Source organism: Arabiibacter massiliensis (genome assembly GCF_902386925.1).
In the GTDB taxonomy this organism is placed as follows: Bacteria; Actinomycetota; Coriobacteriia; order Coriobacteriales; family Eggerthellaceae; genus Arabiibacter; species Arabiibacter massiliensis.
In genome coordinates, this window is record NZ_LR698996.1 from 2809692 (window position 1) to 2831664 (window position 21973).

Consider the following 21973-nt stretch of genomic DNA (forward strand, 5'->3'; position numbering starts at 1 on the left):
AGCGATACGACCTGCGCCTCACGAGGAATCGGGGCATTCGTGATGAGTGGGTCGGATCAGCATCGCTCCAAAGAGCCGAACAGGATCGGAAGGGTGGTTCCCAGTCCGTCGGCCACACGGAACAGCGTGCTGAGCTGCGGATTGCCCGTGCCGTTCTCTATCTCGCGAAGGCGCGTGCGGTTCATGCCGAGCATGGAGGCGAACTGCTGCTGCGACCACCCGGCGGCGATCCTCTGCCGTTTGATCTCGGCTCCCAGTTTCTTTTTGACCGTTTCGTCATCCATAGGCCAAAGCATATGGTCTATACTCGGCTCACATGAACCACATAAGGCTCATGTTGGCAATCGCTGCACGAGGAGAAAGCGAATCGAGGCTGAATGGGCGCGCGAGACGACATACGACAGGGTCGAGCTGCAATGCCCCAGTCAATTCAGCAATGGCGAACTTCAGCAGGTTGTGTGGGCGACGATGGACTTCCTGGAAAGCTGCATCGCGAAGCTGGGGGAGGCTGGCGGGGTCATCGAAAAGGAAAAATGGTGACCACGAAAATGCTTAACGCACGCGCATCGTGCCGCTTCTGCTCAAAAATCCTCGACGGGGGGTGCGGCGGGATTCTTGGACTTCTCAGGCTGCGAGCCCGAGCCTTCTGCGGCGGCCGTCGATGGTCTCGTAGCGCGCTCTGCCATCGTCCGCCTTGAACGCCTTGAGGCGGCCCCCATTGTACCACGCCATGTACTCCGCGACGGCCTCGGAGAGCTCGGCGACCGAGGCCCCCGCGCGGACGAGCGAGTGGAGCCTCTCCACCTTCGCCCGGCCGAAGAAGCCCTCGCACGCCGCGTTGTCGGGGCTGTGCGCCTTGCGCGACATCGAGCGGACGAGCCCCGCCTCCCCGCACAGCGCGATCCAGCCCTTCCAGCGGTAGTGCGCGCCGCGGTCGGAGTGGATGATCGGATGCTCGCCCTCCTCGAGCGTGGCGACCGCGTCGGCGAGCGTGGAGTCGGCGAGCTCGGCGTTCGGGTTCGTCGAGATCCGCCAGGCGGAGGCCCTGCCGTCGAAGCAGTCCACGATGACGGACAGGTAGAGCCTGCCGTCGCGCCCCTTGACCTCGGTGATGTCGGTGAGCCACTTCTCGTTCGGGGCGCCCGCCGAGAAGTCGTGGCGCCCGCGCGCGCCGAGGAGCAGGTTGTCCGGGGCGTCCGAGATCTCGCCGGCGTAGGAGCTCCACCTCTTCTCCGAGCGGGAGCAGCGGGCGACCAGGCCCTGCCTCTCCATCGACCCGCGCACCTTGAGCTCGGGGGCGCGCACGCCGCGGCCCTCGAGCTCGGCCCTCACGCGCCGGTAGCCGTACGTCCCGCCGCTCTCCGCGAACGCGCCGGCCACGGCCTCGTCGAATCCCGCCGGCGGCGCGCAGGGCTCATCGAGCCTCGCCCGGTGGTAGAGGTAGGTGCTCTTGGGCATCCGGAAGAAAGTCAGCACCCGGGCCAGGGAGAGCCCGCACTCCCGCCTGAGCCTCTCGCCCAACGCGACGAGCCGCCTCTTCGAGAGGCTCGCCGGGCCTTCGGCTTTTGGGTCGCGCACCAGCTCCTTGTAGACGGCGACCTCGAAGAGCGCCTCCTCCAGCTCGGCGCGCAGCCGCGCGGCCTCCTCTTCCGATCCCGACGCCTCGGCCATGTCCCGGGGCTCCCTTCGCCTCGCCTCGCGCGGCGCGCCCTGCGCGCCCGTCTCGGACATGATAGCGCGCTTTCGGTCCCGGGCGACCCAGCTCGTCACGACGCCCGCGTCGGTGATGCCGAGCCGGCGGGCGATGTGGGACCTCTTCTCGCCCAGCTTGTGCAGGCGCACCGCCTCCTCGACGGTCGCCTTGGGGTAGTGGGCGTGGGGCTCGTGGTCGACCCGCCCGACCGTCCTGGGCCTCTCGGCGGGCAGCTCGCCCCGCTCCGCCCGCTTCTCCCATTCCCTGAGCGAGGTCCTGGACGGGGCTCCCCACTTGCGCCACGCGGCGCAGGGCGTGAACCCCTCGGCCCACATCATCTCGACGTATCGGACCTTCTCCCTCTCCGTGTACATGCGGCTCCCTCCTCGCGGCCCCTGCGGGGCCGCTTCGATCGGTCGTGGACCGCCTCGAGGCGGTCCAACTTCCTGCCGCATCCCCGACGTGAAAGGATTTCGACGCTCCGTGCTGGCGGCGGTTTCCGTGAACTGGGGAAACGCCGAGAGCTCGCCGCTCCGGAGGGCCGATGGCCGTCCTTTTCCGTTCCCAGACCTTTCACGTCGAGGGTTTTTGTGTCGAGCGGCCCCGATTCGCGTGCAGATCCCTCCCGAGGCTGAGTGGATCGATTTTCCGTGCGCTCCCCGGCGGGTCAGGACTGCGCGAGGAAGCGCTCCACGACGGCGTTGAAGGCGTCGGGGTTCTTGGCGGCGACGAAGTGGTCGCCTTCGACGAAGGCGAGCTGGGCGTTGGGGATGCTCGCGGCGATGAGGCGGGTGTGGGGCTCGCGGATCATGTCGTTCGTGCCGGCTATCACGAGGGTCGGCACGTCGAGGGCGGCCAGCTCGGCGGAGTCGATGTTCGGGTCGTTCACCATGAGGCCGAGCATCTCGGCGTTGCGTCGCGCCTCAGGGCTCCGGCGTGCGAACAGCCGCGCGATGCGATAGCCCAGCTCGATGGGCAGCTGCACCGTGCGCTTCACGCCGCGCGCGTCGAGGTTCGCGCCGTTCAGCACCAGCTTGCCCACGCGCTCCGGGTGCGCGAGCGCGAACACGAGCGCGATGTTGCCGCCGTCCGAGAACCCCAGCAGGTGCGCGCGCTCGATGCCGCGCGCGTCCATGAATGCCAGCAGGTCGTCCGCGAACTGTCGAATGCGAAACGGCGCCTCGCCCCGCGGAGACTTCCCGTGCCCGCGCGTGTCGAGCGCGATCACGCGGAAGCGCCCGGCGAAGCGCGCCATCTGGTGCTCGAAGTAGGAGCCGTCCTCGCCGTTGCCGTGCAGCAGGATGAGCGGCTCGCCCGCCCCCTCTTCGCGACAATGCAGCTCGATGTCCATCGCCGTCTCCTCCCTCTGCGGGCGATTCATCCCGGTGCGGGATATCATATCAGCTCGACGCTACGGCAAGCGTACAATGGCCGAGGGGTTCTGCACGGGAGGCGAGGGGGTGGTCGTGGATCAGCGGGACAGCATGCGGTGCACGGCGCTCTTCTGCCTGGGACTGGGCGCTTCGAACGCCTGGTGGCTCTCCGTGACTTCCAGCCCGCTGGTGTGGTCGTCCTCTCCGCTGGGCTCGGGGCTCGCATCGCTTATCGTGCATGCGTCTTACCTGATCGTGCAGATAGCCTGCGTCGTCGCGGCCTCGCTGCGGCCCTTGAGCTTCGCACACCGGCGCACGTTCTTCGCGTCGGCGGCGCTGTGCACGGCGGGGACGGCGGTGCTCACGGCCGCCGTGTTCTTCGGTCTGCCGCCCGTCTGCATCGTCGTCGGCCGCGTGGCGGCGTCGTGCGGCGGCGCGCTGCTGTTCCTGTGCTGGATGTCGCCCTTCACCGCCCTCATCGGGCGGAAGGTGCCAGGCTCGGTCTTCCTGCTGGCAACCGTGTGCGGCACGGTCATCTGGTTCGTCACCACCCGGGTGGACGCCGTGGTGGCCACGGTGTCGCTGCTGGCGCTGCCGTTGGTGTCGGGTGCGGCCATCCTGGGCATCCCCTCGTCGCTGCGCACGCCCGCCACAGGCGAGATGCCGGCGCGGCGAGCGGCGAGGATCCCCCTGCGCACGCTGTTCCCGGCGGCGTTCGTGCTGGGGCTGTTCGCGTACGAGCTGCCCGTGGGCTTCGTCACGGGAACGGCCAGCCGCGCCACGGCAGAAGCGTCCGGTGCGGCGTTGTTCCAGATCTACGCCATCTACACGGTGGTGATCGCGCTCGTGGCGGCGGCGGACTACGCGCTAGCCCGCCACGAGCGCTGCTCCAACCTGCTGCACCGTTTCGTGGTGCCCATCATCTCCATCGGGCTCATCGCGCTTGCGCTCGCGCGGACGCAGGACCAGGTGCTCGCGTCCGCCCTGGTGCTCGCCGGCACCATTCTGTTCGAGATGTTCGTCATGACGTCGTTCGCGCGCATCAGCCTCTCCGCGCGCGAAACTCCGTGGCGCATCTTCGGCTTCGGCGGGGCCGTGCTGCAGGCGGCGCTGCTGGCCTCGTTCTTCCTGGGGCTGTTCCTGGCAGATGCCGCCAGCGCGTGGCTCGCCGCCATCGCGCTTGGCCTGGTGTTCGTGCTCATCTTGGCGGGGTCGTTCGACATCCCGGGGAAGGGCCTGATGGAAGGCTCGCCCGAAGCGCTTGGAGCGCACGGTGGCAAAGATGCCGCCGCCCGCTGCGAGCGCTTCGCCCAGGTGCACGGCCTGTCGGCGCGCGAGGCCGAGGTGCTCGCGCTCATCGCGCGCGGCCGCAGCGTGCAGGCTGTCGCCGACGAGCTGTACGTGGCGCACAGCACCGTGAAGACCCATATCGGCCACATCTACGAGAAAACCGGTGTGAGCAATCGCCAGGACCTGCTGAAACTGCTCGATGGCTTCAACGGATGAAGGGCGCTCCCCGACGGGTGAGCCGTCGGGGAGCGGAGGGAGGAGCGCGCGGGGCGCTTGCGGAAGGGTGTCTCTAGAAGCAGCTCTCCAGCGCGTGCTTCACCGAGTAGCGGCCGGATTCCACGTTCGTGGCCATGTGGCCGCCCGAGGTGTTGAGGTTGTACAACCCCAGGTACACCATCTGGCCGTCCGCGCCGATGGCATAGAGGTTGGGGATGGCCTTCTTGCCCTCGCCCACCACCTGCCACTGGCGGTTCGTGATGATGCCGCCGAGCGAAAGCGCGATCTCCTGGTGGATCATGAGGGCGTACAGCGGCCCCGTGCCGAACGAGGCGAGGTACTTCGGGTTCTTGCCGAACTCGTCATCGGACTGCTTGGCCACGTACTCCTCGTAGGTGGCCAGCGTCTGCTCGAAGTCGCCCGTCCAACCCGCCTGCTTGGCCAGGTCGGCGGCGTTCTCGCCCTTGAACACGGCCTTGGACGACCCGCCTGTGGCCGCCTCGATCTCCTTGCGCAGATCCTTGTTGCCCTGGGCCTCGGCCTCGTCGATCATCGCGTCGTTCAGGACGATGTACGCGCGGTTCTGCGCGCCCACGGCAGTGCCGGTGTAGTCGTGGCACAGCTCGCCGCAATCCTCGTTCGTGAAGCGGTCGCCGTCCTCGTTCACCCAGATGGCGGGGAAGTATTGCGGCAGCGAGTACGACGAGATGCCGTCGATGAGGTTGCCGAACATATAGCCGCGCGCCTTGGCTTCCTCGCGCCCTCCGATGGCCGCCGCCATCTTGAGCGTGTCGCCCACCGAGCCGGGCGCGCAAGACGTTTTCGTGATGTCCATGTCGTAGCCGCCGTACTCGGCAAGCAGGTCGGTGTCGGCGGCCCATCCGCCGCCGGCCAGGATGACTGCCTTCGCGTTCACCTCGAGCACGCCGTCCTTCGTCTCGGCGAACACGCCGCACACGCTTCCGTCGTCAGCCGTCTTGAGCGCCATGGCCCGCGTCTTGACGCGCGTCTCCACGTCCAGCTTCTCGGCCGCGGCGAACAGCGGCTTCATCATGCACTCGCCGCCGCTGAAGAAGCTGTCCTCCCACATGAGGGCAGTGGGCGTCTTGCCCAGCGTGCCGGAGTAGTAGTCGGTGGTGGGGGCGAAGCGCACGCCGTTGTCCACCATCCAGGCCGTGTTGTCGGCGGAATGCGCGATGGTGTCGGCCCACAGCAGCGGGTTCACCATATAGTCGTACAACTCGATCTCGCTGCGGATGATCTCGGACGGCGTGACGGTGAGGTCGTACTTCTTGCAGCCCTCGATCATCTGGGGCGAGCCGAAGCTGAAGCAGCAGTCGGTGAACATGCCGTTGCCGCCGGGGTTGTCCTGCGACTCGAGCACGAGCACTTTCTTGCCGTTTTGCGCCGCCTCGACGGCTGCCACCATGCCCGACGCTCCGGAGCCGACGATGCAGAAGTCGACGTCTGCCGTCTCGGTCGCCTTGCCCTCGTAGTCGGAAGCGCGGAAGCCGGCCCACGGATCCTCGACGGCCGCAGCCGGGGCGCTCGCTTCGTCCGCCGTCGCCGCAGCCTTGTCGCCTTCGGCCTGAGGCGCGCAGCCGGCGAACCCGAGCGCCGCAGCGCCGACGGCCGCCGCGCCCACTCCGATGAATCCGCGGCGGGAAAGCCCCCGTGCGGCCTCGGTCGCGTCGGTTGCCCTGGCGATGGAACGATTGGTTTTCTTCATGTCTCTCATCCTCCCTGTTCGGTGCGGTTCGGCCGGTCTTCCCTGGCGTTGCGATCCCTGCGATCGGCCGCTGGCCCCAGCATGCTCCGGCCGCGTCGCGCGCGCATCCGATCTTTCGGGTATGGCCGCGCGGGAGCATCCTCCGAAAAGGTGGATTCGCTGATCGCCCGGTAACTGTTGTCGCGTCCGCCGCTCGGGCGGAGGTCGCCGCCGCTCGTTGTGCTACACTGTCGAACCATCCAAACGGAAGAAATCGAACGAGGAAGCGGGGCCATGGCGGAGGTGCAGGGGCAAGTGAACGACCAGGTGGGAGAGGGCCTCCGCATCGACGCCTCCGAGCGCAAGGGGTGGGTGGACATCGCGTTCATCCGCGCGGGCGGCATGTTCAGCGCCCCCACGCTCATGGTGGGCGCGGCGCTCGGCTTGGGGCTCGCGCTGCCCGGCGCGGCGCTCGCCACGCTCGCGGGCTTCGGCTTCATCGTGGCGTACATGTGCTTCGTCAGCATGCAGGCGGTCGACCTGGGGCTTCCCACCGCCTCGCTCGCCGCGCCGGCGCTCGGTCGCGCGGGGGCGCGCTACCTGGTGTCGCTCATCGTGGGCGTGGTGACCATCGGCTGGTTCGGCGTGCAGACCGCCGTGTGCGGCGCGTCGCTCTCGCTCATGCTGGCCGACGTGTTCGGCCTGGCCGCGCCCGTGTGGGCGTGCTCGGCGGCGCTCGGCGCGCTCATGCTGGCCACGGCCGTCATCGGCTTCGACGGACTCAAGTGGGTGAGCTCCGTGGCCGCGCCCCTGCTCGTGCTCATCTGCCTGTACGGCGTGGGCGCCTCCGTCGCGCGCGCCGGCAGCCTCGAGCCGCTGCTCGGCTACCTGCCCCTGCCGGCCGACGCCCTCGGCTTCATCGCGGGCGTCAACATGGCCGTGGGCCTGTTCGCGTTCGCGGGCGCGACGGCTGGCGACTTCGCCCGCTTCGCGCGCACCCGCAAGGACGCCGTGCTCTCGTGCGTCGTGGGCGTCATCCCCGCGGCGCTCGTGGCCCTGCTCGCGGGCGCGGCGCTGGCTATCGTCACCGGCGAGGGCGACATCGCGCGCATCATGAACTCGGTCGGCCTGCCGGCGGTGGGCCTTATCGCCCTCGTGCTGAGCGCCTGGACGGTGAACGCGAGCAACGCCTACTCGGCCGGCCTCGGCTTCGCCGTCATGCTCGGTCGCGACGAGGGCGGCTCGCGCTGGACCACGGCCGTCTCCGGCCTCGCGGGCATCGCGCTCGCGGTGGGCGGCATCCTCGGGCAGTTCGAGGCGTTCCTCACCGTGCTCTCGGCGTGCGGCCCGGCGCTCGCGGGCGTCATGGTGGCCGATTACTGGCTCGTGCGCAAAGGCCGCCCGCAGAACGTGCAGGTGCGGGAGGGCTTCTCGGCCGCGGGCGTGGCGGGGCTCATCGCCGGCATCGCGGCGGCGCTCGTCACCGGCGGCACGTTCGCGCTCATCCCGGGCCTCGAGTTCCTCGACATGCCGTTCTTCATCGGCCCGGTGAACGGCATCGTCGCCTCGATGGCGGTGTACGTGCTCGCCTACAAGCTGGCGAAGCTGCCCGCCTATCCGGGCCCCGTGAAGCTGGTGGCGAACCGCGAGCAGCGAGAGGGGGAAGCCGCATGCGGCTCATCGATGTAGACGACATCGCCGACATCGCGCTCGGATCGGCGCTGCTCGGCGCGGGCGGCGGGGGCGACCCGTACATGGGCTCGCTCGAGACGACGGCGGCCCTGCGCGAATGCGGCCCCGTGTGCCTGCTCGACGCCGACGAGGTGCCCGACGATTGGACGGTGGCGTCCATCGGCAGCGTGGGCGCGCCCACCGTGGTGCTGGAGAAGGGCGTGAACGGCGGCGAGTACGCGCGCGCCCTCGACCTGCTCGAACGCCGCCTGGGCCGGAAGATCGACGCGTTCGTGCTGGCCGAGGCCGGCGGCCTCAACTCGCTCGTGCCCATCGCCGCGGCGGCGCGCGTGGGCATCCCTGTGGTCAACGTCGACGGCATGGGCCGCGCCTTCCCCGGCCTGCAACAGGACACGTACTGCATGGCCGGCGTGCCCACCACGCCCATGGCGTTCGTGGACGAGAAGGGCAACCGCGCCCTCATCGAGACCATCGACAACGACTGGACCGAGGCCATCGGCCGCGCCGTCACCACGGCCTGCGGCGGCGCGCTCATCAACCTGGGCGCGTCGATGTCGGGCGCGCAGATGAAGGCGTGCGCCGTCCGCGACACGGTTGACCTCGCGCAGCGCCTGGGCCGCATCATCCGCACGGCCAAGGACGCGCGCGGCTGCACGCCCCGCGAGTTCTTCCTGCGCGAGTCGGGCGCGCACCTGTTCCTGCAAGCGAAGATCGCCGACGTACTGCGCGAGACGCGCGACGGCTTCAACTTCGGGCGCGCCGTGCTCGAGGGCACGGGGGAGGACCGCGGCCGCCAAGGCGCGGTGGTGTTCCAGAACGAGAACCTCTACGCCGAGGTGGACGGCCGCGTGGCCCTGAGCGTGCCCGACCTCGTGTGCCTCGTGGAGGCCGACACGTTCGCGCCCGTCACCACCGAGGCCCTGCGCTACGGCAAGCGCGTGCTGCTCGTCGGGCTGCCCTGCGACGCGGCCTGGCGCACGCCGGAGGGCCTCGCGCTCGGCGGCCCGGCGTTCTTCGGCTTCGACATCCCCTACATCCCGGTAGAAACCAGCCATGCATCGTTCAAAGGAGAGAAAACGTGCGAGAGATAGGAATCCAAGAGATCGAGGACATCGCCTTAGGCGCGGCGCTCCTCGGCGCGGGCGGGGGCGGCGACCCCTACATCGGCAAGCTCACGGCCATCGGCGCCGTGAAGGAGTGCGGCCCCGTGCAGATGATCACGGCCGACGAGGTGCCCGACGGCGCGTTCATCATGCCGGCCGCGTCCATGGGTGCCCCCACCATCCTGGCCGAGAAGGGCGTGGGCGCCAACGAGTTCGCCAAGCTCTTCGACATGGTGTCGCGCTACTACGGCAAGCCCGTGTACGCCACCATGCCCATGGAGGCCGGCGGCGTGAACTCGATGCTGCCCATCGCGGCGGCCGCGCGCCTCGGCATCCCCATGGTGGACGCCGACGGCATGGGCCGCGCGTTCCCGGAGCTGCAGATGGTCACGTTCACCATCGGCGGCGCGTCGGCCACGCCCATGGCGTTCATCGACGAGAAGGGCAACTCCGGCATCCTGGACACCATCACGAACAAGTGGACCGAGGACATCGCCCGCGCCGCCACCATGACCTGCGGCGGCACGCTGACCATCGCGCTTTTCTGCATGGACGCCGACACGTGCAAGAACTACGGCGTGCACGGCATCGTCACGCGCTCGGAGGAGATCGGGCGCGCCATCCGCCTGGCCAAGGACGAGGCGGCCGCGGCGGGCCTCACGCCCGAGGAGTTCTTCCTGAAGTTCACGGGCGGCCACAAGCTGTTCAAGGGCAAGATCGTGGACGTGCTGCGCGAGACGCGCGGGGCGTTCAACTTCGGCAAGGTGGTGCTCGACGGCATCGCCGAGGACCGCGGCAGCCAGGCCTACGTGGAGTTCCAGAACGAGAACCTGTCGTGCGTGGTGGACGGCGAGATCCTGGCCACGGTGCCCGACCTCATCTGCCTCGTGGACCCGGACACGTTCATCCCCGTGCCCACCGACGCGCTCAAGTACGGCAAGCGCGTGCTGGCCGTGGGCCTGGAGTGCTTTAACCTGTGGCGCACGCCCAAGGGCATCGAGCTGGTGGGTCCGCGCTACTTCGGCATCGACACCGACTACATCCCCGTGGAAGAGCGCTCGGCGCGGAAGGGAGCGTAACGCATGTACAAGCTGGGCATCGACGTGGGAGGCACGAACACCGACGCGGTCCTCATCGACGAGGATCTGAACGTGGCGGCAGCTGTGAAGAACCCCACGTCCGAGGACGTGTACGCGGGCATCATGGGCGCGGTGGACGCCGTGCTGGAGGCGAGCGGCATCGACCGCGCGCTCATCGGGCAGGCGATGCTGGGAACCACGCAGTGCACGAACGCCATCGTGGAGCGCAAGGGGCTCGCGCCCATCGCCATCCTGCGCATCGGCGCGCCGGCCACGGTGGGCATCCCGCCGATGGTGGACTGGGCCGACGATATCGCTGCGGTGTGCGTGGACGCGGCCATCATCGAGGGCGGCTTCGAGTACGACGGCAAGCGTCTGGCCGCGTTCGACGAGGCCGCATGCCGCGCGTTCTTCGAGGGCGTGCGCGGGCGCGTGGAGGCCGTGGCCATCTCCTGCGTGTTCTCCACGGTGCGGAGCGACGACGAGCTGCGCGCCGCCGAGATCGCGCGCGAGGTGCTGGGCGAGGGCGTGCACGTGTCCATCTCGAGCGAGATCGGCTCGATGGGCCTGATCGAGCGCGAGAACGCCACCATCCTGAACGCGGCGCTCCACGACGTGGCGCGGCGCTTCACCGAGGGCTTCGCGCAGAGCCTCGCCGACAAGGGCGTGGTGAACGCGGAGGTGTACCTGTCGCAGAACGACGGCACGCTCATGACCATGGAGCACGCGCGCCGCTATCCCATTTTGACGATCGCGTGCGGGCCGACGAACTCCATCCGCGGCGCGAGCTACCTCACGCGCCAGGACGACGCTATCGTCATCGACGTGGGCGGCACCACCACCGACCTGGGCGTTTTGAGCCACGGCTTCCCGCGCGAGAGCGGCGTGGCCGTCACCATCGGCGGCGTGCGCACGAACTTCCGCATGCCCGACGTGGTGTCGATCGGCCTGGGCGGCGGCTCCATCGTGCGCGTGGCCGACGACGGCAGCGTGACGGTGGGCCCGGACTCGGTGGGCTACCGCATCACCGAGCACGCGCTCGTGTTCGGCGGCGACACCATGACCGCCACCGACGTTGCCGTGCGCCTGGGGATGGCGTCGGTGGGGGACGCCGCGCTCGTGGCCGACATCCCGCAGGAGGTGGCCGAGCGCGCGATGGCCGCCATCCGCGAGCTCGTGGAGGACGCCATCGATGTGATGAAGGTGTCGAGCGAGCCCATCGACGTGGCGCTCGTGGGCGGCGGCGCCATCGTGCTGCCGCACGATCTGGCCGGCACCGCGCAGGTGCTCGCGCCCGAGCACGCGGGCTGCGCGAACGCCATCGGCTCGGCCATCTCCAAGGTGAGCGGCACCTACGAGGCCCTGGTGGACTACGACGTCACCCCGCGCGAGGAGGCCCTGGCCGCCGCGCGCGCGGCCGCGACCGAGGCCGCCGTTGAGGCGGGTGCCGTCCGCGACACGGTGGAGATCATCGACGCCGAGGACGTGCCGCTCGCGTACTACCCCGGCCACACCAACCGCGTGAAGGTGAAGGCCGCCGGCGACCTGGCGTAATCGATCGAGCGGGGGAGCTGCCGCAAAGCGCGCACGGCTCCCCCAGCATGCACCATGGTCTTGCGGCGAACGCTGAAATAGTGTATAAATGCAGATGTGAATGGGCTGGCCGAGAGGCCCTGGTCCAACCGAGGGCGGGGACGTTTTCCCCGCCATCTTTGTGTCTAGGGGAGGGTTCCGTGAGTGGAGTGCGCGAGCTGAGCATCTTCATCGACGAGTCCGGCGACTTCGGACCTTATGAAATCCACTGCCCTTATTACCTCCTGGGTCTGGTGTTTCATGACCAGGACAAACCGATCGGCAATGAAATAGATCATCTTAAACGTCGTGTGGTGGAATTGGGTTTCCCCCAATCCCACTCCATCCATACAGCGCCCCTCGTGCGAAGGGAAAGCAATTACCGAAACCTCGAGAGGCCTCAGAGGAGAATGCTGTTCCACTCCTTGTTCACGTTCTTTCGCTTTTGCGACGTCAAGTACAAGGTTCTCGCTTTCTCAAAAAGGGACGTGGCGAACAGCGATGAATTGGTGGGGCGCATGGCTCGATCGCTCGGTTCCATGATCGTGGAGCACCTTGAGTTCTTCCAGGCTTACGATAGGGTGATCGTGTACTACGACAATGGCCAAAAAGAGGTGTCGCGGGTTATTAATTCCGTGTTCAACACCCTGCTCTCTTGCGTCGAGATAAGGCGCGTGCAGCCGTCGGACTACTGCCTTTTCCAAGTTGCGGACATGGTGTGCACTATCGAATTGCTGGCGACGAAGCTCGATGCGGGGCGGCTCACCGATTCCGAGAGGGAGTTCTTTCGCGGCGAAAGGACGTTCCGGAAAAACTACCTCAAGCCGACGAGGATGAAGCAGCTGCGATGAGCGCCGTCTGAGCGAGCCCCTCATCGTTGCGGCGCGCTTGTGGTATCATACGCCCCAATGATACTTTTCGAGGAAGGCTGGGGCGCGTGTTCGAGACGTTGCGGGTGAACGACAAATCCGGCGTTCCCGTATGGGTTCAAATCCGCAACCACATGATCTTCCTCATCCGCTCGGGCCAGCTGCGGCCGGGCGACACGCTGCCCACGGTGCGCGAGCTGGCCATCCAGCTGGGCGTGAACTACAACACCATCCACAAGGTGTACCAGGACCTCGAGACCGACGGGCTGGTGCTGTCGGGCCGCGGTAAGCGCTCCACCATCGCCGAGATCGACCGGGAGGAGCTCGCGCTGCCCGATTCGCCGGTGGACGTGGTGATCGAGGAGCTGGTGCGTGTGGTGGGCGAGACGGGGATAGCGTACGCGGACGCGATGGCCAGGGTCGAGGGGGCGCTGGCGCCGTTCAAGGACGACGGGGGAGAGCGATGAGCGAGAAGAAGTCGTATTTCGACGAGATGCCCATGATGACCGAGGACGACGCCGCCATTTCCATGGAGGCGGAGCCCGACGAAACCACCACGAGCCGCATCGGCGCTACGGCGCTGCGCTGGGCCGTCACCGTGCTGGTGTTCGCGGCGTTCGCCGCCGCGGCGTGGTTCCTGAGCTCGCCGGTCGTGGCGGTGGCGGGCCTCGTGGCCGCCGGCCTGCTGTTCAGCTGCATGCACGTGGTGCTGGAGTGGGAGCGCTCGGTGGTGCTGCGGTTCGGCAAGTTCAACCGCGTGGCGGGGCCGGGGCTCATCTTCATGATCCCGCTCGTGGAGTACGCGGCGGCCACGGTGGACATGCGCATGCGCTCCACCGCGTTCAAGGCCGAGCATGTGCTCACGGCCGACCTCGTGCCGGTGAACGTGGACGCCGTGCTGTTCTGGACCGTGTGGGACGCGGGAAAGGCCTGCTCGGAGGTCAAGAACTTCGTGCGGCTGGTGTACTGGGTGGCGCAGACCACGTTGCGCGACGTGATGGGCGCCGTGAACATCGCCCAGCTGAGCACGCGCCGCGAGCAGATTGACCGCGAGGTGGCCGACATCCTGGAGCGCAAGACCAACGAGTGGGGCATCACCGTGGTGTCGGTGGAAATCCGCGATATCGAGATACCCGACGATTTGCAGGAGGCGCTGTCCGCCGAGGCGCGGGCCGAGCGCGAGTACAACGCGCGCGTCATCCTGGCCGAGGTGGAAAAGGAAATCTCCGAGATGTTCGTGGACGCCGCGCGCACCTACGGCCGCGAGGATGCCGCCCTGCAGCTGCGCGCGATGAGCTTCGTCTCCGACAGCGTGAAGGAGAAGGGCGGCCTCGTGGTGGTGCCGAGCGCGTTGTCCGAGGCCTTCGAGGGTTTGGAGAAGCTCGCGAAAGGATAGGGGCTTCTTGTCAGAGCGAAACGAGCGCAGCGAGTGGAATCTAAGGATCCCGCACGACGCCAGCCGAAAGCTGCCCGCGCGCCAGAATCCCTCTCTCGTGGCAGTTTTTGACGTTAGTTGATCATTTGCAGGGCGCGCATCAGCCCTCTCACGATTGCGCCCTCCCAACGTTCTCGCATCGTCCCTGGTCAGTGAAGCGTCACATCAAAGCCTCGTCAAGAAGCCGAAAAGCAATGATCAACTAACGGCGTTTTCTGCCACGAACCTCCCATTTTCGCGCGCTCGGAGTGCTCCTTGGCAGCGCTCTAGCGATTTCTCACTTGCAGGGTGACTTGCTGGGTGACTTGCGGGGTCGCCGCTGGGGGGGGCTGAATGAGGACAAAAAATGTGGCGGAGAAATACCTCCGCCTTCCTGTCAGGCCCAGATCTTTCGACCAGCCCGAATAAGTACATGCTAAACGGTTTGGTTCATGCAGCGCAATCGAACAAACGATGGAGATTTCTCAAAGGATCGGTTCCAGCCATGCCCGCTCCTTCTATTCCCAAAAAAGAATCATACAACCGTGAGACAAGTATCGTAAATCTATATGATATATGATACTATGCGGTCAGAAGGGATGTGCACGAACAAGGAGAGAGGAGAAGGCAATGCGAAAGCGCGCGATATGGACGACGGCGCTGTGCTGCGCGATGGGGTTGTCGCTGGCGGCGTGCGTTCCGGACGTTGAAGGGGAGGGGAACGGGCAGCCGAACGCCGTTGCGCAAAGCGATCTGCCCGACGACGCCACGCTCCAGGAGCGTATCGACAAAATCCAGTCCGACGTGGAGTCGTATGCACCTGAGGTTCGCACGCTCGAAGACGGCACGAGCATCCAGCTTACGCCCGATGCCGCGCCGAACCAGTTCGGGCTCAACCACTTGAACGGCGCGCCTGCGGCGTACAACACGCAGTACCTCAACGCCGACAACCGAGGCTGCGTCTCGTGCCATCAGGACGGTCTGGCGGATCTCGTGAACAACCAGATGGACTATCCCCACCTCAAGATCACGAACGACCTGGGCGCCGATGTGACGCCGATGCAGTGCGCCCACTGCCATTCGGAAGACGGGTACAGCAACCTGTACGATTCGTTCGGCAGCTTGATCCACGGCATGCACAGCCGCGACTCGTTCAAGGGCACGTGCCTGTCGTGCCATGATGCGACGGACAACGGCACCATGCGTTTGTGGGAAGAGGCGAAGTACGACGTGCTGCGCGGGTTCACCTCCGTGGAGAACGTGCAGGGCGGTTTCTCGTACGAGCAGGAGACGCTCACCGAGCTTCCCGAAATCGACTGGATGCTGGCGACGCTCGAAGACGATGAGGTGAAAAGCCTGGTGAAGGACTCGAACGGCGAGACTCCCGATTCTGAAAGGCTGATCGACGAATGGGACATCACGGTGAGCGGCGAAGTCGAGAAGCCCGTCACCATTAACCTGGGCGAGCTGATCGACGAGGCTCCCAGCGAGACGTTCATCACGGGTGCGCAGTGCGTCATCAATCCTGCGGGCGGCGAGCTCGTCGCCAACATGGAAATCACGGGCATCCCGATGAGCTACGTGCTCGACAAGGCGGGCATGAAGGAGGGCGCGAACGTCATTTATCCCACGGCTCCGTCGGGCTACACGCAGGCTTTGCCCGTCGAGGGGGCGCGGAAGGGCGAGATATACCTTGTATATAAGATGAACGGCGAGTACCTTTCTTATCAGGAAGGCGCGCCCGTCATGGTGTGGGACACCGACCTGAGGTGCCTCGGCAACCACACGCGCTTCGTGAGCGAGATCGTCGTCGCGAACGTGCCCGAGGAGGAAGTGCATTTCTACAGCGGCATGCCCGATCGCGAGGGGAACTTCTTCGACAAGCCGAACGCCGGCGTCACGAATTTCCATGATGGCCAGATCATCGAGGCGGGCAAGCCTTTCGAATTCACCGGCTATGCCCAGGCGTTCGACGAGCAGATCACCGCTGTGGAGTTCTCCCTCGACAACGGCGAGACCTGGACCACGTTCGACACGTCCGGCTCCGACGAGACGAAGGTCGTGTGGTGGACGCTCTCCTACACGCCGGAGGATGCGGGCTCTTACGTGTTCTCGGTTCGGGCCGTCACCGATACGGGGAAGGTGTCGCCGTATCCGATCAAGGTCATGTTCAACGCGAAGTAACGACGAGACGATCGAGCCGCGCCCGCTGCGGCATGCGAGGCGGGCGCGCTTTCAGAGGAGGTGCGCAGATGAGCACGTTGAAGAAGACGCTGGTCGTGGGAACCAGCTCGGTGCTGGCGCTGGCGGGCGTGGGCGGTGGAGTGGCGCTTGCCATCGACGCGAGCGGGCAACAGGGCAGTCAGCAGGCGGCCAGCCAGGAAGCGGGCACCGCATACGCGAAGACCGACGTCGTGACGATGGACGTGGTGGAGGGCGAGTTCGCCTTCACGCAGGCCGAAGCGTCGTCGAACGAGGAGCTGAAGGCAGCGCTCGGCGCGGCGAAGTACCTGTGCGGCGCGCGGCCGACAGGCGTGGCTCCGGCGATCGCGGCTGAGGATTGGGAGGTGTCGGTGGTCGGCGCGGTGGCGAACCCCTACGCCGCCACGTTCTCCGAGCTCGCCGCCACCGATGAGGTGCAGTCGGTGCTGATGGGCTGCGCTTGCGCAGGCAACCCCGCCGACGGCAAGGCGAGTGCGAACGCCGAGGTCACGGGCATCTCGGTGCTTGCGATGATCGGTATGGCGCAGCCGGCCGAAGGTGCCAACACCGTGGTGTTCACGTCGGCCGACGGCTACGAAGTGGCGTTGCCGCTGTCGTACCTCGAGCGCCGCTACTGCCCCCTCGTGTTCGACATCAACGGCGCGCCGCTCGCGGAGAGCGTCGGCGGCGTGAACCAGCTGTGGCTGGGCGCCACGTCGGCGAACTACTTCGCTCGCGACGTCGCGGTCATCACGCTGGAGGAGCGCGAGACGCCGCCTCCCGCCCCGAACAGCGAAGAGGCGCGCTCGGCGTACGCCAACCTGCCGAACGTCGGCGTGCTTCTGGGCGGCGAAGTGGCATGATCCCCCGCGTGTACGGACGGTCCGGTCAGCCGGTGAGGCTCGAGGGATGCGCGTACGACTTCGGGCACGCGATCTCCGCCATCCAGTTCTCGCTCGACGAGGGCAAGCATTGGACGGAGTATGCGACCGAGCGCACGACCGACTACCAGAACCTCACCTGGGCGTTCGAATTCACGCCTCCGCAGCCGGGCTTCTACCGGATGCGCATCCGGGCCGTGAACGACCGGGGCGAGGCGAGCCCCAAGGCGGCCCATGTTGAGTTGGAGATCGATTGAAAGGGGGGAGCATGAATGCGAAAACGCTGGTGACGCGGCGGACTCTGCTGCAAGGAACCGCCGCGCTGGGGGCCTCGGCGCTCATGGCCGGGTCGGTCGCGGGCGCGCCTGCTCCGGCCTTCGCCGAGAGCGCGGGCTCGAACGCGGGCGTGCAGTACGGCTTCCTGACGGATATGACCAGGTGCGTTGGTTGCGAGCTGTGCGTGGACGCGTGCCGCGCGGGCAACCAATTGGGCGACGACGCGTCCGACCGCCGTCGCGTGAGCGCCTACCTGGACAAATACGGGATGAACGCGTACGTATCCACTTCCTGCATGCACTGCGCCGAGCCCAGTTGCGCGGCGGTGTGTCCGGCGGGGGCCATCTCGAAGGGCGAGGGCGGCGTCGTGTCGGTGGATAAGGAACGCTGCATCGGGTGCAAGTACTGCTTCCAGGCGTGCCCGTACGAGGTGCCTCGCTACGACTCCGTGGCCATGGACAAATGCGACTGCTGCCTGGGCGCGGAGGTGGCCGTGGGCGAGATACCGTACTGCGTGCAGGCGTGCAAGTTCGACGCGCTGCGCTACGGACCGCTTGACCAGCTGGCCGTCGAGGCGGGCGGCGCGGCGGTTCCCATCGCCGAGGCGAACGGGCCGTCGTGCCTGGTTCTGGGCGAGAGGAGGTGAGCGCGATGCTGCAATTGACGTGGAGCTGGCAGCCGGCCCTCTACCTGTTCTTGGGCGGCATGGGCGCGGGCGCGTTCATCATGGCGGCGGTGCTGTTTTTGATCGACCGCACCAAGCACCGCCTCATCGTGTGCGTGTCCATGTGGGCGGCGCTCGCCAGCCTGGCCGCGGGCCTGCTGCTGTTGCTGGCCGAGCTCATCACGCCGGCGCGCGGCCTACTCATGTGGCAGAGCTTTGGGCATTTCACTTCGTGGATGACGTACGGCGCGTGGGGCGCGTTCGCGGCCATGGCGGTGTTCGCGGTGTCGGCGCTTTTGGCCACGCGGCCGGTGGGCGTGTGGCTGGCGAAGAAGTGGAAGTGGTTCGCGCGCCGCGGCATCGCCCTGCGCCGCGTGCTGGCGGTGCTCGGCATCGCGCTGGGTGCGTTCGTGGCGGTGTACACGGGCATGCTGCTCATGAGTGCCGGAAGCGTTCCTTTGTGGAACACGCCGCTGCTGCCTGCGCTGTTCACGGTGTCGGCGTTCGACACGGGCGTGGCGCTGGTGGAGCTTCTGGCGGTGGCGCTGGCGAAGAAAGACCCGCTCGCGCCGCGTGCCGGTACGCTCATGGAGTGCGTCGTAGTGGTGCTCGTGGTGGTGGAGGTGGCGGTGCTGACGGCGTTTTTGGCCAGCATGCTGGGTGGCGATGCGGGCTCGGCCGTGGGCGCGACCGGCGCGGCGTCGGCTGAGCTGCTCACCACGGGCGGCCTCGCGGGGTGCTTCTGGGGCATGGTGGTGGCGTGCGGGTTGGCGCTTCCGCTGGTCATGGCCGTGGCGGGCCTCGCGATGCACCGCCGCAGCGTCAAGCGGGGCGGCGGGACCGGCCACGGCCTGGCACCGCTCATGGCCCTCGGCGCCGCCGGAGCGCTCATCGGAGGGTGCGAGCTGCGCTTCCTCATTCTGGCCGCCGGCATCCACGCCGACGTGGTGGCCGAAACGGTGATGAGCCTCATCGGCTAGACGCTCGAGAAGAAACGCAAGGGAAGGCGGCCTGCAACGGGCCGCCTTCCCGTGTTTCTCTGGCTTGCTCACAGTTGAAAAAGCCTCTGAAGCACGAAAAGCCCCTTCGTGCGAATCGCTCATTGCGGATTGCGGCGTAGAATTTCCCTTTCAGCAAGCGCTACAATGGTCGAAATAGCACGATGAGGAGGTGTGGCGATGAAAAGCTTGCTGAGGGACGCAATCTACGGGCTGGCAGTGGGGGACGCGCTCGGCGTGCCGGGGGAGTTCCAGGGCCGTGACTCGTACCGCATCGGCGGGATGGTCGGCGGCGGGGCGCACGGCAAGCCGGCGGGCACGTTCAGCGACGACACCAGCATGACGCTCGCAACCTGCGACAGCATCCGCGCGTGCGGCGGCGTCGACGTCGATGACATGCGCGAGCGCTTCCGCGCGTGGTTGCGCAACGGCGACTACGCGGTCGACGGGGACGTGTTCGACGTGGGCATGACCGTCTCGCGCTCCCTCTCGCTGGGGCGCGGTTTGGACGGGGAGCGCGACAACGGCAACGGCTCGCTCATGCGCATCGTCCCGCTTGCCTTCGTCGACGGTGTCACGGACGAGCAGATCGAAGCGGCGAGCGCCATCACGCACGCCCACGAACGCTCCCGGCGCGCGTGCGTCGTCTACGTCCGGCTCGCGCAGGAGCTGGCCGCCGGCCGTCCCGTGCTCGACGCCCTACGCAGCCTTCCCGCCGCCGAGCCCTTCGAACGGCTTCCGCGCATGGACCAGGTGCCGCGCGAGGACGTGCGCTCCACCGGCTACGTCATCGACACGCTCGAGGCGGCGCTGTGGGCCCTTGCGACCACGTCGTCCTTCGAAGAGTGCACGTTGGCGGCGGTCAACCTCGGCAACGACACCGACACGGTGGGAGCGGTGTCGGGCGCGCTCGCCGGCATCGTCTATGGCTTCGACGCCATCCCGGCAACGTGGATAGAGACGCTCCGTGGCAAGGAGATCATCGAGTCCTGTCTGTTCTAGGCTCCGAGCGTTCGGATGGGCACGACCAGAACCCCGTCGTCCCGCTTGCCGGCAAAGGATCCGAGCCCTTCGACCACGGCAAGGAATACCGGCTCCTTGCCGCCCGCTCCCAGGATCTTGTTCTTGACGCGCAGTAGGCTGGCGGCCGCCTCGTCTGCTTGGTTGTGCCCGAGCTTTATCTCGATCCCAGCCCATGACCCGTCGGGCATCTCGATGACGGCGTCGGCCTCGAGCCCGTCCCTGTCGCGGTAATAAAAGACGTTCGCCTCAAGAGCCTGCGCGTATATGAGGAGGTCGCGCACGCACAGCGATTCGAAGAGGAAGCCGAATGTGCGAAGATCCGCTACGAGAGCCTTGCACGTCGCGCCCAACACCGCTGCCGGAAGGGAGGGGTCGATGAAGTGGTATTTCGGCTTCTTGTTGATGCGCGCGGGGGATCTCAGGTTCGGGGACCAGCCTGGAATCTCTTCGAGGATGAATATCTTCTTTAGCGCTCCGAGGTAGTCGTCCACGGTTTCTGAGGAGAGCGGCGCGCTTGCCGCATCGGCGGTCATATCCCGGATGAGCGTCTTGGTCGTCGTCGCCTGCTCCATGGTACGCGAGAGGGAGTGGAGCAGTCTTCTCACCTTCGCAGGATCGCGCTTCACCTCGTCGACTCGCGAGAGGTCATCTTCGGCCACGGTATCGACGTAGTTTCTCGGCATGCGCTGGGCGAGCCTGTCCGGCGCGCCGATGGAGGCTGGCCAGCCGCCTCGCACGATGAGCGAGGCGATAAGCTCCAAGGACGTCTCGGGGGCTTTCACGGTCGGTGCCTCTCCCTCGAATAGGCGGGACAGAGAGACGGCGGCCGTGGAATCGCCCGATTCTTGAAGGGACATGGGGCGCATACGGAGCTTTTCTATGCGTCCGACGCCGCTGTGACGCGGCTTGTGGTTGCGAGGGACGGCCGATCCGGTGAGAATGAACGTGCGCTTCTTGTTGGTTCGATCGACCTCGTCGCGCACGGCGTCCCACAGGGCAGGCACCTCCTGCCACTCGTCGACAAGGCGCGGAGAATCGCCTTCGAGCGCCAGGCTTGGGGAGAGTTCTGCCATCTCGCGGTTTTGGAACCCTCCGGCGGGATCCATGATGCAGATTTCGCTATTGGCGAAGCTGCGCCCTGTCCACGTTTTCCCACAGTACTTCGGGCCTTGGATGCACACGGCGCCGAAGAGCTCGATGTCTTCCGAAATGCGGGTATCCAGCAGGCGGGGCCGATAATCGCCGCTCTTCAAAGCTCCGTACATAAAGGAGCCCTCCATTCAGTCTAAAAAATTCCGCTTTGTTACCCTTCGTTTTGCCGCCATTATACCCTTCGTTTTGCCGCCGATCTACTCTTGATTTTGTCGGGCTCGCACTCTTCGATTTGCACGGTACCTCACCCCTCGCTCGCCAGATCCAGCAGCTCCTGGCGGTTGTGGACGCCCAGCTTCACGTAGATGTTCTTGGAATGGGTGCGCACGGTGTTCTCGGAAAGGTACAGCGTCTCGGCGATGTAGGGGCGCGACCGGCCCTTGCACAGGTATTGGAGTATCTCCACCTCGCGCTTCGACAGGCCGGGAGGCCTCGCAGGGTGCTTCTGGGGCATGGTGGTGGCGTGCGGGCTGGCGCTTCCGCTGGCCATGGCCGTGGCTGGCCTCGTGCTGCACCGTCGCAGCGCCAAACGGGGCGGGGCCGGTCAGAGCCTGGCGCCGCTCATGGCCCTCGGTGCCGCAGGGGCGCTCATCGGCGGCTGCGAGCTGCGCTTCCTCATCCTGGCCGCCGGCATCCACGCCGACGTGGTGGCCGAGACGGTGATGAGCCTCATCGGCTGACGAACACCTCAAAGAGACGCACGGGAAGGCGGCTTCCAACCGGGCCGCCTTCCCGCAAGGAGATCATCGAGTCCTGCCTGTTCTAGGG

21 protein-coding genes are annotated in these 21973 nt (G+C 66.9%); 15 read left to right on the plus strand and 6 right to left on the minus strand.

The window, feature by feature from the left end; translation table 11 throughout:
- Positions 1–56: 56 nt before the first annotated feature.
- From FX134_RS12000 to FX134_RS12010, 3 genes are all read right to left on the minus strand, one after another.
- Positions 57–284, minus strand: a complete 228-nt coding sequence (locus tag FX134_RS12000) for a helix-turn-helix domain-containing protein (protein WP_172623470.1) — start codon at positions 282–284, stop codon at positions 57–59.
- 340 nt (positions 285–624) lie between these two features.
- Positions 625–2067: an IS3 family transposase gene (locus FX134_RS12005; protein ID WP_080802254.1), complete on the minus strand. Its 1443-nt coding sequence runs from the start codon at positions 2065–2067 to the stop codon at positions 625–627.
- 293 nt (positions 2068–2360) lie between these two features.
- On the minus strand, positions 2361–3044 hold the full coding sequence (locus tag FX134_RS12010; RefSeq protein WP_080802256.1) for an alpha/beta fold hydrolase: 684 nt from the start codon (positions 3042–3044) through the stop codon (positions 2361–2363).
- A 115-nt stretch (positions 3045–3159) separates the two neighbouring features.
- Here FX134_RS12010 and FX134_RS15025 point away from each other — a divergent pair, with 115 nt between their 5' ends.
- Entirely contained in the window at positions 3160–4572 is a 1413-nt protein-coding gene (locus tag FX134_RS15025) for a LuxR C-terminal-related transcriptional regulator (RefSeq protein WP_143412197.1), read from the plus strand.
- A gap of 73 nt (positions 4573–4645) precedes the next feature.
- Here FX134_RS15025 and FX134_RS12020 read toward each other — a convergent pair whose 3' ends face one another.
- A complete protein-coding gene (locus FX134_RS12020) occupies positions 4646–6301 on the minus strand; it encodes an FAD-binding protein (protein ID WP_172623471.1) in 1656 nt (551 codons plus the stop codon).
- Positions 6302–6574: 273 nt separating this feature from the next.
- Between FX134_RS12020 and FX134_RS12025 the strand changes: the two genes are divergently transcribed.
- The 13 genes from FX134_RS12025 (at position 6575) to FX134_RS12085 (ending at position 20032) form a co-directional block, all read left to right on the plus strand.
- Positions 6575–7969, plus strand: coding sequence for a cytosine permease (locus FX134_RS12025; RefSeq protein WP_080802266.1), 1395 nt, complete (start codon positions 6575–6577; stop codon positions 7967–7969).
- On the plus strand, positions 7951–9063 hold the full coding sequence (locus FX134_RS12030; RefSeq protein WP_080802269.1) for a DUF917 domain-containing protein: 1113 nt from the start codon (positions 7951–7953) through the stop codon (positions 9061–9063). Before FX134_RS12025 ends, FX134_RS12030 begins: the two co-directional genes overlap by 19 nt.
- Positions 9051–10154, plus strand: coding sequence for a DUF917 domain-containing protein (locus FX134_RS12035; RefSeq protein WP_080802271.1), 1104 nt, complete (start codon positions 9051–9053; stop codon positions 10152–10154). Before FX134_RS12030 ends, FX134_RS12035 begins: the two co-directional genes overlap by 13 nt.
- 3 nt (positions 10155–10157) lie before the next feature.
- On the plus strand, positions 10158–11708 hold the full coding sequence (locus FX134_RS12040) for a hydantoinase/oxoprolinase family protein (protein WP_080802274.1): 1551 nt from the start codon (positions 10158–10160) through the stop codon (positions 11706–11708).
- A 179-nt stretch (positions 11709–11887) separates the two neighbouring features.
- Positions 11888–12577, plus strand: coding sequence for a DUF3800 domain-containing protein (locus FX134_RS12045; protein WP_143412198.1), 690 nt, complete (start codon positions 11888–11890; stop codon positions 12575–12577).
- Positions 12578–12663: 86 nt separating this feature from the next.
- Positions 12664–13062 (plus strand): GntR family transcriptional regulator, encoded by a 399-nt coding sequence (locus tag FX134_RS12050; RefSeq protein ID WP_080802284.1) that lies wholly within the window; start codon positions 12664–12666, stop codon positions 13060–13062.
- A complete protein-coding gene (locus FX134_RS12055; RefSeq protein WP_080802291.1) occupies positions 13059–13991 on the plus strand; it encodes a slipin family protein in 933 nt (310 codons plus the stop codon). The genes FX134_RS12050 and FX134_RS12055 overlap by 4 nt, the downstream gene beginning before the upstream one ends.
- Positions 13992–14639: 648 nt before the next feature.
- On the plus strand, positions 14640–16193 hold the full coding sequence (locus FX134_RS12060) for a molybdopterin-dependent oxidoreductase (protein ID WP_172623472.1): 1554 nt from the start codon (positions 14640–14642) through the stop codon (positions 16191–16193).
- Positions 16194–16261: 68 nt separating this feature from the next.
- Positions 16262–17074: a molybdopterin-dependent oxidoreductase gene (locus FX134_RS12065; protein ID WP_172623473.1), complete on the plus strand. Its 813-nt coding sequence runs from the start codon at positions 16262–16264 to the stop codon at positions 17072–17074.
- A complete protein-coding gene (locus FX134_RS12070; protein WP_143412199.1) occupies positions 17071–17349 on the plus strand; it encodes a molybdopterin-binding protein in 279 nt (92 codons plus the stop codon). Before FX134_RS12065 ends, FX134_RS12070 begins: the two co-directional genes overlap by 4 nt.
- Before the next feature lie 11 nt (positions 17350–17360).
- Positions 17361–18014, plus strand: a complete 654-nt coding sequence (locus tag FX134_RS12075; protein WP_080802305.1) for a 4Fe-4S dicluster domain-containing protein — start codon at positions 17361–17363, stop codon at positions 18012–18014.
- A 5-nt stretch (positions 18015–18019) separates the two neighbouring features.
- Positions 18020–19012, plus strand: coding sequence for an NrfD/PsrC family molybdoenzyme membrane anchor subunit (gene nrfD / locus FX134_RS12080; protein WP_080802308.1), 993 nt, complete (start codon positions 18020–18022; stop codon positions 19010–19012).
- A gap of 198 nt (positions 19013–19210) precedes the next feature.
- A complete protein-coding gene (locus FX134_RS12085) occupies positions 19211–20032 on the plus strand; it encodes an ADP-ribosylglycohydrolase family protein (RefSeq protein WP_080802311.1) in 822 nt (273 codons plus the stop codon).
- On the opposite strand, the gene FX134_RS12090 is transcribed toward FX134_RS12085, so the two are convergent.
- Both FX134_RS12090 and FX134_RS12095 read right to left on the minus strand, forming a co-directional pair.
- Complete coding sequence (locus tag FX134_RS12090; RefSeq protein ID WP_172623474.1) at positions 20029–21318, minus strand: ATP-binding protein; 1290 nt, start codon at positions 21316–21318, stop codon at positions 20029–20031. The genes FX134_RS12085 and FX134_RS12090 overlap by 4 nt on opposite strands.
- A gap of 131 nt (positions 21319–21449) precedes the next feature.
- On the minus strand, positions 21450–21659 hold the full coding sequence (locus FX134_RS12095) for a response regulator transcription factor (RefSeq protein ID WP_407641840.1): 210 nt from the start codon (positions 21657–21659) through the stop codon (positions 21450–21452).
- Between FX134_RS12095 and FX134_RS12100 the strand changes: the two genes are divergently transcribed.
- The gene (locus FX134_RS12100) at positions 21658–21885 is read left to right on the plus strand and encodes a hypothetical protein (protein ID WP_080802319.1); all 228 of its coding nucleotides are present in this window, start codon (positions 21658–21660) and stop codon (positions 21883–21885) included. The genes FX134_RS12095 and FX134_RS12100 overlap by 2 nt on opposite strands.
- The last annotated feature ends 88 nt before the right edge of the window (positions 21886–21973 follow it).